The following is a 16,900-nucleotide window of genomic DNA, read 5'->3' on the forward strand; positions in this document are numbered from 1 at the left end:
AAAGCGAAGAAGTTAGGTGGGGGATCAACTGCCCGTAAAAGCCCGATTGGTGAGAGCTGATTAAAGTTTCACTTTATAGTATGAGAAAGAATGTATGAACTATACGAATGATTCACATATAGTCCATACACTTTTAATTTTGCAGAGTAGTTTAATTGTTTAGCTCTTTAATAATTATATCCAAACAATGAGAGAGACGTACATGTGCGTCAGGAAAAATATCTAGTTGATGAAGATAGTATTTTAAGGAACTTTTACACCATTGGTAAGCACTAAGTAGAGCTGCTCTATAGTCCGTAGTATTTTGTAAAAAGCCATATTCTTTTGCTGTTATAACAAGGTGTGTGAAATCTTCACAACCTTGAAGGAGCTTATTGTGTATTTGTTGTCCAGCATGGTAGCGAAATTGACTTAAAGGCTCAGAAATGTATATTGCATTTCCTTTAGAAAGTAAAGAAATCCATGAGGCCATATCAACACTACAAGAATATTGTCGCTCTTTAAGGGTGCCAAAAGGTTCAGTGAGCAATTCCTTTCGGAACAAAGTAGTTGTAGGCTCACCGATAATGTTGTGTCCGCCCTTTAACATCCAATTACCTAAAAATATCCCGTTTAATGGGGTGTCTTCACTATATAACCTTTGTGTTGGATGGGAATCACCTATTAGATTTCCATGATCATCAATGCGTACTCGATAAGAAGTAACAAGAGCAAGATTTTTATTGGGATCTTGCTCAAAATAGGTCATCATTTTTTGTATTTTATGCTTATAAAACACGTCATCGTCCATTAAAAAATTTATATACTCACCATTTGATTTTTCTATGAGCATAAGGTCATTGTGAAATTGTCCTAGAGTAGGGGTATTTCGAATGTATGTTATATTTTTATAATTTGGTAAGTATTGTTCGCGTATTAAAGTTGCTGTTTCATCATTTGTACTATCATCTCCGATGATGATTTCAATATTTGAATAAGTTTGTGCCAATGCACTTTCTAGAGCAATTTTGAAATAATGAGGCCGATTATAAGTAGGAATAAGGATGGAAACGAGAGGTGGATTTTTTTCATTCATCATACATAACTTCCTTTCAGAAGCTTTTTTTTGTTAGAACAATATCTTGGTAACTTGTATATTCATGTCTGCCGCACCATAAACCGTAATGCGGCTTATTGATTATTTCTAGGCCGTACTTATTCAATAGATTGCAAATATCTGTCTCAGGATAAGCAACTGCGAAATTCGGAATATCTTTATTTACAACGTAGCAATTTTCGATTCGATGATAAAAACCTAATGTACTTTGTCCTGCATTTAAATAATAGGATGATTCAGGGTTTATAAGAAAGAATGTAATGAAACATCTCCCGTCTTTTTTTAATACACGTACAATTTCAGATACGTAATGTTCTAATTCTTTTGGGAGAAGATGTGTAAATACAGAAGTTAAAAAGATAAAATCGAATGTTCCGTCTTCATAGGGAAAACGATATTGAGAGGCATCTTCTTTTCCTTCCGGATTATAGAATTGATTGTATATGTCAACATGTTCAAAGTGAAAATTATTACGCATAGTTGAAATGTTATTTTGACACCAAGTAATTCCATCTTTAAACAAATCAAATCCATAATACGCTCCATCATCATTTAAGTAATTCATTAATGGTACAGCCATTCGGCCGACACCGCAGCCTACATCTAATACTTTTTCATTTGATTTTAAAGCACCAATTTGAATAAAATGCTTTAGGAACTCTTTTCCAACCTTTTTGAAGTCGCCACCTACATATTGGACGAGTTCAGGAGGGGGGAGTAAAGTCATTTCTTTGTTAAGTTCACTCATGAGTATACCCCTTTCTTGTATGAGAAGATGCAGTAAATCTATTAATAAAATTTTCAATTTGTAGTGAGAGAATACAGGAAAACAATTGTTATATGTAAGGAGATTCCGAAAAAGAATACTTAATTGGATTAGAAGTGAGAGAAGAATGAGTGAAAATGGAATCTCCTATAGATTAAATCTTTTTTTATTCTTTTCTCCAATAAACGCCAAATACATCAATTTTAGTAATAGGGGCTTTTAAATTTCGTTGGTTTCTAAAGTCTGTCACAGCCTCAGCGCATGGCGGTAGCCCGTAGTCATCGATAATTATATAGCCACCTTTAGAAACTTTATCATATAAGTTCACGAGACCATCCATTGTGGATTCGTACATATCACCATCAAGCCGTGCAATTGCTATTTTTTCAATTGGTGCTGTTGGTAAAGTATCTTTAAACCAACCTTTTAAAAATTTCACTTGATCATTTAGTAAATCATATTTTTTGAAATTCTCTTGTACTTGTTCTAAAGAGACGCGTAAGTAATCGAATGTGTGTAAATAATCACCGTAATCTTTTGGATATTGTTCTAGATTCGGTGCTGGCAAACCTTCAAATGAATCTGCAACCCACACATTACGATCCGTAATGTTGTTTGCTTGTAAAAAACCATTCATAAAAATGCATGATCCTCCGCGCCATACACCTGTTTCAATAAAATCACCTTCTATATTTTCACGAACAACGGTTTCCATCGCCTCTTGTAATTGGTTCATACGTTCTCGACCAATCATGCTATGTGCTGCTCTTGGCCAATCCATTCCATCATGACGTTCACTTTTAGAAACATTTGGTTTTACAATTTTTAAGTTATGGTTTTCAGCATATTGCTTAATGAATAAAGGGAGGGGGACTGTAACTGGTTCGAATTCTAGTTCTTTTGAAATATGTAGAGATGCGGGTAAGTATGCCTCATATTCTAACCATATTTCAAATAAAATGGTCTTCTTTAGCAATTCGAGATAAAGCTGAACAGCAGATTTACTTTCCATATTTGTGCCTCCTGCAAAATGTCATACAACAATATGATTATGTAGATAGCGAATGTTTCATGATTGAATTTGAAATTGAAAAAGCAGTAAAACTGATATCAGTTTTACTGCTAAGTAAAAAATTAAGCGATTTTTTCAATAATAATAGATGCATTTGTACCAAGAGCTAATGATAGCCCAAGTCCTGTAACGATTACTTCAACTAATGATGGAGTTGTCGTAATTTGCGTAATTGCTTGAACAACGATAGGTGCTCCAACTGAGATTAAAGTAGCCCCAGTACCTGGTACAGATACCCCATTTACTTGGATTGTAAGCCCCCCTAATACACTTATTGCCGCAGTATATACGATAACAGTGATTTTATAGAATCCAGTTTCAGCAATAACGAAAGTATCAGCATCTAATTGAGAAATTGCTGTACCAAACTGAGATCCAACAGTATTAAATGGTACTGGAGCATTTAGTCCAAGATCTAAAGAAATTCCAGCGGAGTTAAATGCATACAATCCTGCTGGAAGTCCTAGTCCGGATGGTCCAGTCGGTCCAGTCGGTCCAGTAGCCCCAGTCGGTCCAGTAGCTCCAGTAGCTCCAGTGTCACCAGTCGGCCCTGTAGGTCCAGTAGCCCCAGTGTCACCAGTCGGCCCCGTAGGTCCAGTAGCCCCAGTGTCACCAGTCGGCCCCGTAGGTCCAGTAGCCCCAGTGTCACCAGTCGGCCCCGTAGGTCCAGTAGTCCCAGTGCCACCAGTCGGCCCCGTAGGTCCAGTCGGCCCCGTAGGTCCAGTAGGTCCAGTTGGCCCGGTAGGTACAGTCGGCCCTGTAGGTCCAGTCGGTCCAGTCGGCCCGGTCGGCCCAGTCGGAAGGGTAAACGGTGGTATCGGTGGTAATGTTGGTCCTACAAGATTAGGGTCAAATGCACTAGCTGATAAAGATTCATCGGGATTTAATCCATTTGAATAATTATTATTTGACATAAATTCACCTCCATAAAGCGTTCATTATATAGTAGATGCAAAACCGAAAGAAAATGACACGGACATTTGAATTATTGAAAAGAAATCTTAAACTACTTGAACAATTTAAAAAAATGGAAAGTTTAGTATATGTATAACATATGATTGATTTGGAAGAGGGTGATTATGTTGAACAAGCAAGGAATTACAATTAGTTTATGTATGATTGTTCGAGATGAGGAGGAGACAATAGCCCGTTGTTTAGAAACAGTTGAAAAAATTGTGGATGAAATTATAGTAGTTGATACAGGTTCCGTCGATCGAACGAAAGAAATCGTAGAGAAATATACTTCTAACATATATGATTTCCAGTGGATTGATGATTTTGCAGCAGCAAGAAATTTTTCTTTTTCAAAAGCGACGCAAGAGTATATATTGTGGCTAGATGCAGATGATGTCTTATTAGAAGATGCTCAAGAAGCATTGAAACTTTTAAAAAGAGAATTAGATCCTAAAATTGATGCTGTTTCGATGCCTTATCACCTTGCAATGGATTCTAACGGGAAACCTTTATATTGTACAAAAAGAAATCGACTTGTAAAGCGTGAAAAACAATTTCAATGGTTTGGAAAGGTTCATGAGTATTTAGCTATTTCTGGTGAGGTTTTTAGTAGTAATGTTGCTATTACACATAAAAAAGAAAAAAAAGTAACAAATCGTAATTTGAAAATTTTTCAAAATACTGTAGCGGCAGGTGAAGAATTAAGTCCGAGAGATTTATTTTATTACGCAAATGAATCTACAGATAACCAAAAATATGATGATGCAGTTCTTCTATATGAAACATTTCTTAATCAAGACGAAGGATGGTATGAAGAGAAAATTTATGCATGTGGTAAGTTAGGAGATTGCTATGCAAAGCTCGGAATGTGGGAGAAGGCAATCGAATCTTGTGTGAAGTCGTTTCGGTATGACGTCCCTAGAGGAGAGAATTGTACAAGAATAGGATATATATATATGGAACAAGAAAAATATAATGAAGCGATATTTTGGTTTAAACTTGCTACGGAAGTACCAATGGCAACGGAAAGTCCTTTCCATAGTCCAGCTAGCTACACATGGCTACCCTATTTACAAATGTGTATTTGTTATAGCAGGTTAGGGGAGCAGGATAAAGCGTATTATTACAATGAATTAGCAGCTTCTTATGTTCCGAATAATGCTGCAATTGAATATAACCGTAAATATTTTCGGGGAGTTTTTGATAAACCATATAAAGTGTAATAGGTTTCGTTTTTTAGAAATGATTTATCGCTATTCTAACTCTAATAGATTGGTTATATATTAGAGTATCAGTAACGTAACCAATATAAATAAAAGATTTTATACTGCTATTTGCGGGCTAATAATCATTGGGGGATGAACAAAATCTGCACTTTATAGAATTCATATGAGATTTATATTTCTAATTCAATTTGCATAAGGAGTGTGTGAAATGAATCGCGAAAAAAGTTCTTTATATGAAGAAAAATCCGAGCATTATTATAATGCAGCGAATCCGAATTTATTAAAGCATATAAAAAAGGAATGGAAAGAAGTTCTTGATATTGGTTGTTCGAGCGGTGCATTGGGAGCAGCTATTAAAGAAAACGGTACACGTGTATCAGGAATAGAGGCATTTCCAGAGGCGGCAGAAAAAGCGAAAGAAAGACTAGATCATGTTATTTTAGGGGATATAGAAAAAATAGATCTTCCTTATGAGGAGGGGCAATTTGATTGCGTCCTATTTGGGGATGTATTAGAGCATTTATTTGATCCGTGGGCTGTGATTGAAAAGGTTAAGCCATATATAAAGCAAAATGGTGTGATTTTAGCAAGTATACCAAACGTTGCTCATATTTCAGTATTAGCTCCCTTACTTGCTGGAAATTGGACGTATACAGAATATGGTTTATTAGATAAAACACATATTCGTTTCTTTACATTCAATGAAATGCTAAGAATGTTTTTAAAAGCAGGATATTCAATTAGTAAAGTAGATCGTGTATATGTTGATCATAAAATGTATGAGCCGCTTATTGAGGAGTTATATGGAATTTGTAAAAAATATCGTCTTGGAAGTGGCTTCATGGCTGAGACAGTTGTATTTCAGTATATTATTGAAGCTGAAAAATCACAATTATGAGTGCTGCAGACAAAACAATATTATTTGTTACATGTATAAATGATCGGAAATTGTATGCAAACTGCGTGCGACATATATTGCAATTGTTAGTACCGCCAGGGTATATTGTCCAATTTATGCCGATTCGAAATGCGAAAAGTATGACGAGTGGATACAATCAAGCCATTTCGCATCCAGCGAAGTATAAAGTGTATTTACATCAAGATGTTTTTATTATAAATAGGGCTTTTTTATACGGATTACTTCAATTATTTGAGGAACATGAAAACCTTGGGATGATTGGGATGGTTGGAGCGCAATATGTTCCTCCGACTGGCGTATGGAACGAAGGGCGTGGAATTGTAGGGAAAGTCATTGGTTATATGAATGATTTGTTTTATATGGCAAGTTTAGAACAACCGTATCATGAATCAAAAACATTTATTCCTGTAGAATGTATTGATGGTTTATTAATGGCCACACAATATGATGTTCCGTGGCGAGAAGACTTATTTGACGGATTTGATTTTTATGATGTATCTCAATCATTTGAATTTAGAAAAGCAGGATATACAGTTGGTGTACCTGTACAGCGCGATGCTTGGTGTATCCATTATCATTTTGATGTGAATATGACGAACTATGAAAAGTATCGGAAAATATTTGTGGAACAATATATGTCAGATGTAAATAAGGAAGAATAAAAGGGGGGACAAAAATGAAAGATCATACAATATTAGTCGTTGTTTGTGTAAATAATGAGGAGCTTTTCAAACAATGTGAGAGCCAAATAAGAAACATTTTTGTTCCCCCAGGTTATGTCGTGCAAATTTTTCCGATACGAGATGCACAAAGTATGGCAAGTGCATACAACCGAGCCCTTTCATATCCAGCGAAATACAAAGTGTATATACATCAAGATACATATCTTATTAATCGAGACATGTTTTCTGCACTTATATCTCTTTTTAAAGAAAATGAAAAGCTTGGTTTAATAGGAGTCGCTGGGGCTCAGTTTTTACCGAATAACGGGATATGGTGGGAAGGAAAAAATTTAGTAGGGAAAGTGATTGAGTATAGAAGACGGAATTATCAATTATTAAATTTAGATCAGGTTTTTTATGGTAATCAACCATTTTTGTCAGTTCAGGCAATTGATGGCTTATTCATGGCAACGCAGTATGATATTCCGTGGCGAGAAGATTTGTTTCAAGGGTTTCACTTTTATGATGTGTCACAGTCTTTAGAGTTTCAAAGGGCTGGTTATTTAATCGGTATCCCAAATCAAGCAAATTTATGGTGTATTCATTACAACGGGGATGAGTTTGATGCGGATACATATGAGAAGTACCGGAAAGTGTTTGTAGAACATTACAAAGATATATTATCTCCATCATAAAGGAGAGATGCAAAGTGAAAGGAATTATTTTAGCAGGTGGTACTGGATCGAGATTATATCCAATAACGAAAGTAACGAATAAGCATTTACTTCCTGTTGGTCGGTATCCAATGATTTATCATGCGGTATATAAGCTAAAACAATGCGATATTACAGATATTATGATTATTACAGGTAAAGAGCATATGGGGGATGTTGTTAGCTTTTTAGGGAGTGGTCATGAATTTGGAGTGTCCTTTACGTATCGTGTGCAAGATAAAGCGGGCGGGATCGCACAGGCGTTAGGGCTTTGTGAAGATTTCGTCGGGAATGATCGTATGGTAGTTATATTAGGGGATAATATTTTTTCAGATGATATTCTTCCGTATGTTGAAGAGTTTGCAAATCAAAAAGAAGGTGCGAAAGTGCTATTGCAATCTGTAGAAGATCCCGAAAGATTTGGCGTAGCACATATTCAAAACCGAAAAATAGTTAAAATTGAAGAAAAGCCGAAAGAGCCGAAAAGTTCTTATGCGGTTACGGGAATTTATTTGTATGATTCGAAAGTCTTTTCTTATATTAAAGAATTAAAACCTTCTGCACGGGGAGAACTTGAAATTACAGATATAAATAATTGGTATTTAAAACGAGGGGTACTTACTTATAATGAAATGAACGGCTGGTGGACTGATGCGGGAACTCATGCTTCGCTTCAAAAGGCGAATACGTTAGCGCGTGATATTAATTTTGGGAAACAGTTTAACGGAGAATAGGTGAGAATATGAAAGTTGTAGAAACAAATTTTACCGATGCAAAATTGTTAGAACCGAGGTTGTTTGGAGACGAGCGTGGCTTTTTTTCAGAGAGTTATAATAAGCAGGTGCTAGAAACATTAGGGATAACGTATTCATTTGTACAGGATAACGTATCTTATTCGGCTAAGGCAGGAACGATTCGAGGACTACACTTTCAAAAAAAACCGAAAGCACAAACGAAACTCATTCAAGTTATGCAAGGGGCAATTTATGATGTTATCGTTGATTTACGAAAAAAATCACCAACATTTAAACAATGGAAAGGATATATTTTAAGTGCAGATAACCATCGGCAATTACTAGTGCCAAAAGGGTTTGCGCATGGATTTTGCACGCTTGTTCCGCATACTATCGTTATGTATAAAGTAGATGAATATTATAGCGCAGAGCATGACTCAGGATTACTTTGGGAAGATAAAGATTTAGCAATTCCTTGGCCAGTAACCGATCCTATATTGTCCGATAAGGATCAGATATTACCATTATTAGAGGAATATGAAGATAGTTTTTAAGTAGGAGCGTTGTTTATGAATATATTAGTAACAGGTGGGGCTGGATTTATTGGAAGTAATTTCGTTCATTACATGCTACAAAGTTATGAAACATATAAAATTATTAATTACGATGCATTAACATATAGCGGGAATTTAAATAACGTAAAATCTCTTCTGGATCACCCGAATTACTCTTTTGTAAAGGGAGAAATTCAAAATGGAGAGCTATTAGAACACGTTATAAAAGAGCGGGACGTACAAGTGATTGTAAATTTTGCAGCTGAATCACATGTGGACCGTAGTATTGAAAATCCGATTCCTTTTTATGATACAAATGTAATTGGGACGGTCACTTTATTAGAACTAGTTAAAAAATATTCGCATATAAAACTTGTGCAAGTATCAACGGATGAAGTGTATGGCTCTTTAGGAAAAACAGGGAAGTTCACAGAGAAAACGCCGTTAGCTCCAAATAGTCCATATTCTTCAAGTAAGGCGAGCGCGGACATGATAGCTCTATCTTACTACAAAACATATCAATTACCGGTTATAGTAACGCGTTGTTCTAACAATTATGGACCGTACCAGTATCCTGAAAAATTAATTCCATTAATGGTTACGAATGCACTAGAAGGAAAAAAACTACCGTTATATGGTGATGGTTTAAATGTAAGAGATTGGTTACATGTAACGGATCATTGCAGTGCGATTGACGTTGTTTTGCATAAGGGACGTGTCGGAGAAGTATATAATATAGGTGGAAATAATGAAAAAACAAATGTAGAAGTTGTGGAACAAATTATTACTCTTTTAGGAAAAACAAAAAAAGACATTGAATATGTTACAGATCGTTTAGGGCACGATCGTCGTTATGCGATTGATGCAGAGAAAATGAAGAATGAATTTGATTGGGAACCGAAATATACGTTTGAACAAGGATTACAAGAGACGGTGAAATGGTATGAAAAGAATAAGGAATGGTGGAAACCACTAAAAGACCAGTAAGGGGCATGTTAAATGAAAGAGAGGGTTATCATAACAGGAGCAAACGGTCAATTAGGAAAGCAACTATTTGAAGAGTTAGACTCTGAAGAATATGATATATATCCATTTGATAAAAAGTTATTAGATGTGACAAATATATCCCGAATACAACAAGTGGTACAAGAAATAAAACCACATATAATTATTCATTGTGCTGCCTATACGAAAGTAGATCATGCGGAGAAAGAACAGGATCTTGCATATAGAATAAATGCAATCGGAGCTCGAAATGTAGCGGTTGCTTCACAATTAGTAGGGGCGAAGCTAGTTTATATTAGTACTGATTATGTATTTCAAGGCGCCAGACCAGATGGATACGACGAATTTCATAGTCCAGCGCCGATAAATATATATGGGGCCTCTAAGTATGCGGGGGAGCAGTTCGTCAAAGAGTTACATAATAAATATTTTATCGTTCGCACATCGTGGCTATATGGTAAATATGGGAATAATTTCGTGAAAACGATGATGCGATTAGGAAAAGAAAGAGATGAAATATCTGTTGTAGCGGATCAAGTTGGCTCTCCTACGTATGTGGCGGATTTGAATATGGTTATTAATAAGCTCATTCATACTTCTTTATACGGTACATACCACGTATCAAACAGAGGCTCATGCTCTTGGTTTGAATTTGCACAAAAGATATTTTCGTACGCCAATATGAAAGTGAATGTATTACCTGTTTCAACGGAAGAATTCGGGGCTGCGGCTGCGAGGCCCAAATATTCTATTTTTCAACATAACATGCTAAGATTAAATGGTTTTTCACAAATGCCGTCTTGGGAAGAAGGATTAGAGCGGTTTTTTATAGAAACCAAAAGTCATTAACAAATTTCTGTTAATGACTTTTTTGTTTGCCTTTAAGCGGTTTTATGGTACTATAATTATAGTATCAGGTACTAATAACAAGTATAAGTATTTCTGGGAGGATATATCATGGAACTATTACAAGGGAAAACATTTGTTGTTATGGGCGTTGCGAACCAAAGAAGTATTGCATGGGGAATAGCTCGCTCTTTGCATAATGCAGGTGCAAAATTAATATTCACATATGCAGGAGAACGTTTAGAAAGAAACGTTCGTGAATTAGCGGACACATTAGAAGGACAAGAATCACTTGTATTACCTTGTGATGTAACGAATGATGAGGAACTTACAGCTTGCTTTGAAACAATTAAACAAGAAGTAGGTACTATTCACGGTGTAGCACATTGTATTGCTTTTGCAAATCGCGATGACTTAAAAGGTGAATTTGTAGATACTTCTCGCGATGGATTTTTACTTGCACAAAATATTAGTGCATTCTCTTTAACAGCTGTAGCAAGAGAAGCGAAGAAAGTAATGACAGAAGGCGGAAATATTTTAACGTTAACATACCTTGGTGGCGAGCGCGTTGTGAAAAATTATAACGTTATGGGTGTTGCGAAAGCTTCATTAGAAGCGAGCGTGAAATATTTAGCGAACGATTTAGGTCAACACGGTATTCGTGTTAACGCTATTTCTGCAGGACCAATTCGTACGTTATCTGCAAAAGGCGTAGGCGATTTCAACTCAATCTTAAGAGAAATTGAGGAGCGCGCACCACTTCGTCGTACAACAACGCAAGAAGAAGTTGGCGATACAGCAGTATTCCTATTCAGTGATTTAGCACGCGGTGTAACAGGAGAAAACATTCATGTTGATTCAGGGTATCATATCCTAGGATAAATATAATATTAATTTTTAAAGGACAATCTCTAAATGCTGAGATTGTCCTTTTATTTGTTCTGAGAAAGAACGATTTTTAACGAAAGTTCTTGCCACGTGATGAATATAACTATAATAGTACACGATTTATTCAGCTACGTATGGAAGTGGGAGGGACGAGTGTGAAGAATAAAAATAAAAGTTCAACAGTTGGAAAACCGTTGTTATATATCACGCAAGTAAGTTTAGAACTTGCTGCACCGAAAATAAAAAGGATTATCCTGACAAACTTTGAAAATGAAGATCAAAAAGAAAAAAGTAACATACAGGAAAATGTTGTAAGTAGTGCTGTGGAAGAGGTAATAGAACAAGAACAACAAGAAGAACAGCAAGTGGAAGGGAAAATAGAAGAAGAGGAAAAAGAAGAGCATGCAGAACAAGAAGAGCAAGAACAAGAACCAGTAAGAACCGTCCCACATAATAAATCATTTAAGGATATGAATAATGATGAAAAAATTCATTTTTTACTAAACCGCCCTCATTATATTCCGAAAGTAAGGTGCAGAATAAAAACAGCTACAGTTTCTTATGTTGGATCGATCATATCGTATCGTAATGGCATTGTATCTATTATGCCGCAAAATAGTATGAGAGATATTAGGTTGTCTATAGATGATATCCAATCGATTAGTATGGCCGGCTTTTAAATATGTAAAGGTGGTAGAAACTTTCTACCACCCCAATAGTTTTTTAGTTTACTTCACTTATTAGATAGTAACGTCGCGTAAGCATTGAATCGCACAGAAACAGCTTAAATCAACAGTAATGCAAGTAGATGTTGATACTAGTCTTGCATTTGGTACGGCTAAAAACGTACAAATTGGGTCATCAGTAGGTGGTACAGGAGAGCTATCACCTAATACTACACTTAATACACGTAGTACAGCACAGCTATCATCATCTACACTTTCCACACGGAAAATGGGAGATCTGCAGCTAGTAAGGCTTGAAGATGGTGCAAATGCTTCAAAAGGATCTCCAGTTTTTGTGTATAAAATAAAAGGGCGTGTATTCGCTACTGATGCAGTATTGTGTGCACCTAAGAATGGGATTTCACAACCAGATCCACATGTTGTTGTAGAACAATCTTGTAATTCATTGATGAATTTTACAACGTCAACTACACAATGAGAAGAGCCATGGTGTTTATTTTCGTTACAACTCATTAATGTCACTCCTTATCTTCTTGTTTGTATTTACATTAATAAGATATTGGAGTCGAGGAGATTTGGTCACAATCTCAAGACCTTTTTTTTTAAATAGGCGAAAGAGGATAAGGGAAGGTGGAATTATGCTGTTTACAAGCTGGCTTTTATTTTTTATTTTTGCGTTAGCTGCTTTTAGGCTCACTCGTTTAATTGTTTATGATAAAATTACAGCCTTTTTGCGAAGACCATTTATTGATGAATTAGAGATTACGGAGCCGGATGGAAGTGTATCAACGTTTACAAAAGTGAAAGGTAATGGATTAAGAAAGTGGATTGGCGAATTGTTAAGCTGTTATTGGTGTACAGGTGTATGGGTTAGTGCTTTTTTATTAGTCTTATATAATTGGATCCCTATCGTTGCGGAACCGTTACTTGCATTATTAGCTATTGCAGGAGCGGCAGCCATCATTGAAACAATTACAGGATATTTTATGGGAGAATAATATATTTTCATAATACGAGAAAAAGCGGAGTTTAAAAGAATGAGGGAACGGAAATAAAGAGTTGTTCATATAGTAAATAGACAGAATTGACAGTAGAGGAGATGTTTGCTGTGAGCAATAATCCAAGGCAAAATTCATATGACCTGCAGCAGTGGTATCATATACAGCAACAACACCAAGCACAACAACAGGCACAACAACAGGCATATCAAGAACAATTACAACAACAAGGATTTGTGAAGAAAAAGGGATGCAATTGTGGGAAAAAGAAGAACACAATAAAACAATATGAAGAATGAAACACTCATGCTACTGTGAGTGTTTTTTATTATATATAAAAAGCGGTATTTCTGTATTAGAAATACCGCTTTTTACTAGCTAATTTGTGCAACTGTTAATGCTGCAGCACGAATGTCTACAGTTCCAATTAACTGAACTGGCACAATTTGAATTAAGTCACCAGGATTTAAGTTAATAAGAATAACACCGCTGGATACGTCTACTTCACCAGTACCAATAACGTTAGAACGAACTGCTGTACCTGATCCAGGAATAATATTAGCTGGTGTATTTAATGATAAGAAGAAACGACCAGCTTCTGGTGCAACAGGTGAGTTATCAAGACTAATTGTTAATGTATAACTGATTTGATAAATACCAGCTCGTAGAATTCGAATGCCATCTCCGACACTTACTGTATCATTTATTACAGGAACAGTAATATTTGGGTTTGGACTTACGCTAGGTAATAATAGTGGTGTAAATAGTGAAGCAAACTGAGGTGCAGACGCGTTGAAAGCAAAACCAAAGGCAGGTAGTGTACTAGCTGGCTTCGCCTCGCAATCGATTTTAGTAAATTCGCAATCAGAAGAGAACATGTTTTTCACTCCTTTATCTGTTTCTACTTTCAGTTAATGAAAAGGACAGGTTCTATGTTCTAGACAAGTTCCCAATTTTAAGAAATTTACATAAGAATACTCGTTAAGCATGGATTGGGTGGCAGAATTATCTGCCACCCAATCCATGCTTAACTCATTATTTAGTTTTAAATAGAAACATCGCGTAAGCATTGAATAGCGCAGAAGCAACTTAAATCAACAGTAATGCAAGTGGAGGTTGATATTAGTCTTGCATTTGGTACAGCTAAAAACGTACAGATTGGGTCGTCACCAGGTGGTACAGCGGTACCATCACCTAAAACTACAGTTAATACACGCAATACAGCACAGTCATCATCATCTATACTTTCTACGCGGAAAATGGGAGAACGGCAGCTAGTAAGGCTTGAAGATGGTGCAAATGCTTCAAAAGGTTCTCCAGTTTTTGTGTATAAAATAAAAGGACGTGTATTCGCTACTGATGCATTGTTATGTGCACCTAAAAATGGAACTTCGCAACCAGATCCACATGTTGTCGTTGCACATTCTTGTAGTTCATGTATAAAACGAACAACATTCGATACACAGTTGAAATCACACTCATGTTGATGATCTTCATTACAATTGCAGCTCATTATGTTCACTCCTTCTCGTGAGTTCTGACATACACTATTACAATATGAGTGGAATATGGCTGATATTACGTTAATTCTCACGATAAAAACAAGGAATTTATATAGGAGGGATGTACATAACGTGATATAAAAAAAGACATCCTTATTTAGTGGATGTCTTTTCAGGTAAATCTTTTCGCACAGTATATAAAAAACGAGATATATCTAATTTCTTTCCTCTGAAAAATTGCGGAGAAGAAATATAAAGTTCTTCTTTCGCACGTGTAATGGCGACATACAGTAATCGGCGTTCTTCTTCTAACGCTTCAGAAGTTTCCGTAACACGATCATTTGCATCTTTTAAAGAAGAAGTATGAGGCAGGATTCCATCACTTGCTCCAAGTAAAAAGACACATGGAAATTCAAGGCCTTTTGCGTTATGGATTGACATAAGTGAAACGGCATCTTTTTGCGGCATTGTTTTTAATGCTTCCATTTCTTTTTGACCTTGAATCGCCTCGTCGATAAATTGTAAATAAGCTGGAATATCGGTGAAACGAGTTGCAGACTCCATTAATTCTTCCAACATTTCTTCTTGTATGTCTTTATGCATCGTAAAGGAAGAACGATCGTTACTTTGTAAGTACTCTAAATATTTTCCTTTACCATGAATGATTTCTTTTAATGCTTTTTTCGGTTCTAATTCTTTAATAAACTTAATAAAATCGATGCGCTCATTTACCTTTTTCACTTGAAAAGGTTTTAAGCTTGGATTTAATAGTAAGAAATGAAGAAGAGAAGGGAAGCGTCCCTCACCATATTTCCATTGTTCACGTTCAATAAATGAAATACAATCATCACGTCCGATATACATCGTCGGCAATATGTTTGAAAGTGATTCTAGTCGAAACGGCTCAATCACGAGTCTTAAATGATCTAATACAGGCTTGATTAAAGAATGTTCATAAAATGATTGGCTCGCCCCGTGTTTAATAAACGGGATTTTATGAATGGTAAGCTGATCAAGTAACGAACGACTTACAGAATGTGTACGATACAGTAAACAAAAATCTTTAAAGTTACGTTCACCACTCTCTACTTTTTCTTGAATAAGCTGCAAAATTTGATTTGCTTCGTCAAGAGTCGTAGCAGGTCTTGCATAAAAAGGTTGTACACCTTCCTCACGAACAGAGTATAGCTCTTTATCAAAACGTTCTTGATTTAATTTTATAACTTCATTTCCAAGCCCGACGATAAAGGGATTGGATCGATAATTCGTATTTAGTGCAATGATTGTTGTGTTATCAAATTCTTTTGGAAAAGATAAAATAATTTGGTGACTTGCCCCTCGCCAACCATAAATTGCTTGATCATCATCACCTGCGATGAACAAATTATTTCTTGGCGTGGCTAACAATTTTACAATTTCATATTGTGCATAGGATGTATCTTGAAACTCATCGACTTCAATGTAGTGAAACCGTTGTTGTAATTGAGTTAGTAAAGGAGCATTATTTTCTAACATATAATATGTTTCCAATAAGATGTCATCGAAATCAATATAATTGTATCGTTGTTTTACCTCTTCAAAACGTTCGTATACTTCTTTAAATTCTTGTTCGACTGGTGTTTTCGCTTTTACATCTTTCGGACGATTTAATTTGTTTTTCTCAAGTGAAATCATCGCGAGCATCGTTTCCGCATCATAATCGTCTTTTAAACGCAATTCTTTTAAGATTTTCTTTATCATAATTTGTTTATGTTTTTCATTTGCTAAAATTTGCTGATTATACCCTTGGCTACGAAGCAATTTTAAGAAAACAGAGTGGAATGTACCAGCAACTACGTAGCTACTTGCTGCATGATTCATGCCTGGTAACTTCGCAACACGACTTCGTATTTCTTCAGCTGCTTTTTGTGTAAATGTAAGTAATAAAATATTTCGTGGATGAACTTGTTTTACATTTACTAAATAACCAACGCGAGTTGTTAAAACAGATGTTTTCCCGCTTCCAGCACCAGCTAGTGTAAGAACAGGACCTTCTGTTGTGCGCACGGCTTCTAATTGTTTTTCGTTTAAAAAAACATTTTGTTGTTCAAGAGCGCGGAAATAAGCCGCATCTACATCTTCTTCCATAATTAAATGGGTAGATGTTTTCGGAATATGATATGTCGCACGCGGAATATCAGCGTGTGTTAACGATTTTTGTGAAAATTTTTCTTGTGTCATATGTTCACCTTCAAAACTATAGCATCAACATTTAACTTTAGCGGAAGAAAAAGAAAATA

At 35.9% G+C, this 16,900-nt stretch carries 20 protein-coding genes; 12 read left to right on the top strand and 8 right to left on the bottom strand.

What is annotated here, in order from left to right; translation table 11 throughout:
- Window positions 1-151: 151 nt before the first annotated feature.
- The 4 genes from ACTFRM_RS02505 to ACTFRM_RS02520 all read right to left on the bottom strand — a co-directional run bounded on the left by ACTFRM_RS02505 (window position 152) and on the right by ACTFRM_RS02520 (window position 3,848).
- A complete protein-coding gene (locus ACTFRM_RS02505) occupies window positions 152-1,078 on the bottom strand; it encodes a glycosyltransferase family 2 protein (RefSeq protein WP_000980807.1) in 927 nt (308 codons plus the stop codon).
- Between the two features lie 13 nt (window positions 1,079-1,091).
- Window positions 1,092-1,844: a class I SAM-dependent methyltransferase gene (locus ACTFRM_RS02510; RefSeq protein ID WP_001292843.1), complete on the bottom strand. Its 753-nt coding sequence runs from the start codon at window positions 1,842-1,844 to the stop codon at window positions 1,092-1,094.
- A 184-nt stretch (window positions 1,845-2,028) separates the two neighbouring features.
- A complete protein-coding gene (locus ACTFRM_RS02515; RefSeq protein WP_000444381.1) occupies window positions 2,029-2,874 on the bottom strand; it encodes a TylF/MycF family methyltransferase in 846 nt (281 codons plus the stop codon).
- A 122-nt stretch (window positions 2,875-2,996) separates the two neighbouring features.
- Entirely contained in the window at window positions 2,997-3,848 is an 852-nt protein-coding gene (locus ACTFRM_RS02520) for a BclA C-terminal domain-containing protein (RefSeq protein ID WP_197201959.1), read from the bottom strand.
- A gap of 165 nt (window positions 3,849-4,013) precedes the next feature.
- On the opposite strand from ACTFRM_RS02520, the gene ACTFRM_RS02525 reads away from it, so the two are divergent.
- The 10 genes from ACTFRM_RS02525 (at window position 4,014) to ACTFRM_RS02570 (ending at window position 12,115) form a co-directional block, all read left to right on the top strand.
- Window positions 4,014-5,111 (top strand): glycosyltransferase, encoded by a 1,098-nt coding sequence (locus tag ACTFRM_RS02525; protein ID WP_000932913.1) that lies wholly within the window; start codon window positions 4,014-4,016, stop codon window positions 5,109-5,111.
- 211 nt (window positions 5,112-5,322) lie between these two features.
- Window positions 5,323-6,012, top strand: a complete 690-nt coding sequence (locus ACTFRM_RS02530; protein WP_001078432.1) for a class I SAM-dependent methyltransferase — start codon at window positions 5,323-5,325, stop codon at window positions 6,010-6,012.
- A complete protein-coding gene (locus tag ACTFRM_RS02535; RefSeq protein ID WP_001271190.1) occupies window positions 6,009-6,695 on the top strand; it encodes a glycosyltransferase family protein in 687 nt (228 codons plus the stop codon). Before ACTFRM_RS02530 ends, ACTFRM_RS02535 begins: the two co-directional genes overlap by 4 nt.
- Before the next feature lie 14 nt (window positions 6,696-6,709).
- Entirely contained in the window at window positions 6,710-7,390 is a 681-nt protein-coding gene (locus tag ACTFRM_RS02540) for a glycosyltransferase family protein (RefSeq protein ID WP_000651521.1), read from the top strand.
- Window positions 7,391-7,404: 14 nt separating this feature from the next.
- The gene (locus ACTFRM_RS02545; protein ID WP_086692538.1) at window positions 7,405-8,142 is read left to right on the top strand and encodes a sugar phosphate nucleotidyltransferase; all 738 of its coding nucleotides are present in this window, start codon (window positions 7,405-7,407) and stop codon (window positions 8,140-8,142) included.
- 8 nt (window positions 8,143-8,150) lie between these two features.
- A complete protein-coding gene (rfbC, locus tag ACTFRM_RS02550; protein WP_000869415.1) occupies window positions 8,151-8,696 on the top strand; it encodes a dTDP-4-dehydrorhamnose 3,5-epimerase in 546 nt (181 codons plus the stop codon).
- A gap of 15 nt (window positions 8,697-8,711) precedes the next feature.
- Window positions 8,712-9,683: a dTDP-glucose 4,6-dehydratase gene (gene rfbB, locus ACTFRM_RS02555; RefSeq protein WP_001024161.1), complete on the top strand. Its 972-nt coding sequence runs from the start codon at window positions 8,712-8,714 to the stop codon at window positions 9,681-9,683.
- Between the two features lie 12 nt (window positions 9,684-9,695).
- Complete coding sequence (gene rfbD, locus ACTFRM_RS02560; RefSeq protein WP_000664653.1) at window positions 9,696-10,550, top strand: dTDP-4-dehydrorhamnose reductase; 855 nt, start codon at window positions 9,696-9,698, stop codon at window positions 10,548-10,550.
- Between the two features lie 108 nt (window positions 10,551-10,658).
- Window positions 10,659-11,429, top strand: coding sequence for an enoyl-ACP reductase FabI (gene fabI / locus ACTFRM_RS02565; RefSeq protein ID WP_000421886.1), 771 nt, complete (start codon window positions 10,659-10,661; stop codon window positions 11,427-11,429).
- 140 nt (window positions 11,430-11,569) lie between these two features.
- Entirely contained in the window at window positions 11,570-12,115 is a 546-nt protein-coding gene (locus ACTFRM_RS02570) for a spore coat CotO family protein (RefSeq protein ID WP_081097594.1), read from the top strand.
- A gap of 60 nt (window positions 12,116-12,175) precedes the next feature.
- Here ACTFRM_RS02570 and exsY read toward each other — a convergent pair whose 3' ends face one another.
- A complete protein-coding gene (exsY, locus tag ACTFRM_RS02575; RefSeq protein WP_001277738.1) occupies window positions 12,176-12,634 on the bottom strand; it encodes an exosporium assembly protein ExsY in 459 nt (152 codons plus the stop codon).
- Window positions 12,635-12,759: 125 nt separating this feature from the next.
- On the opposite strand from exsY, the gene ACTFRM_RS02580 reads away from it, so the two are divergent.
- Both ACTFRM_RS02580 and ACTFRM_RS02585 read left to right on the top strand, forming a co-directional pair.
- Window positions 12,760-13,119: a DUF1360 domain-containing protein gene (locus tag ACTFRM_RS02580; RefSeq protein WP_000899664.1), complete on the top strand. Its 360-nt coding sequence runs from the start codon at window positions 12,760-12,762 to the stop codon at window positions 13,117-13,119.
- Window positions 13,120-13,220: 101 nt separating this feature from the next.
- Entirely contained in the window at window positions 13,221-13,418 is a 198-nt protein-coding gene (locus ACTFRM_RS02585; RefSeq protein ID WP_033693099.1) for a hypothetical protein, read from the top strand.
- Window positions 13,419-13,493: 75 nt separating this feature from the next.
- Here the strand turns inward: ACTFRM_RS02585 and exsF are convergent, their stop codons facing one another.
- From exsF to ACTFRM_RS02600, 3 genes are all read right to left on the bottom strand, one after another.
- A complete protein-coding gene (gene exsF / locus ACTFRM_RS02590; RefSeq protein WP_000492939.1) occupies window positions 13,494-13,997 on the bottom strand; it encodes an exosporium protein ExsF in 504 nt (167 codons plus the stop codon).
- A 167-nt stretch (window positions 13,998-14,164) separates the two neighbouring features.
- Window positions 14,165-14,632 (bottom strand): spore coat protein CotY, encoded by a 468-nt coding sequence (gene cotY / locus ACTFRM_RS02595; RefSeq protein ID WP_001277719.1) that lies wholly within the window; start codon window positions 14,630-14,632, stop codon window positions 14,165-14,167.
- Between the two features lie 142 nt (window positions 14,633-14,774).
- Complete coding sequence (locus tag ACTFRM_RS02600; RefSeq protein WP_000191204.1) at window positions 14,775-16,841, bottom strand: ATP-dependent helicase; 2,067 nt, start codon at window positions 16,839-16,841, stop codon at window positions 14,775-14,777.
- Between the last annotated feature and the right edge of the window lie 59 nt (window positions 16,842-16,900).

This window comes from Bacillus cereus group sp. MYBK227-1 (genome assembly GCF_051916325.1).
Classification (GTDB): Bacteria; Bacillota; Bacilli; order Bacillales; family Bacillaceae_G; genus Bacillus_A; species Bacillus_A cereus.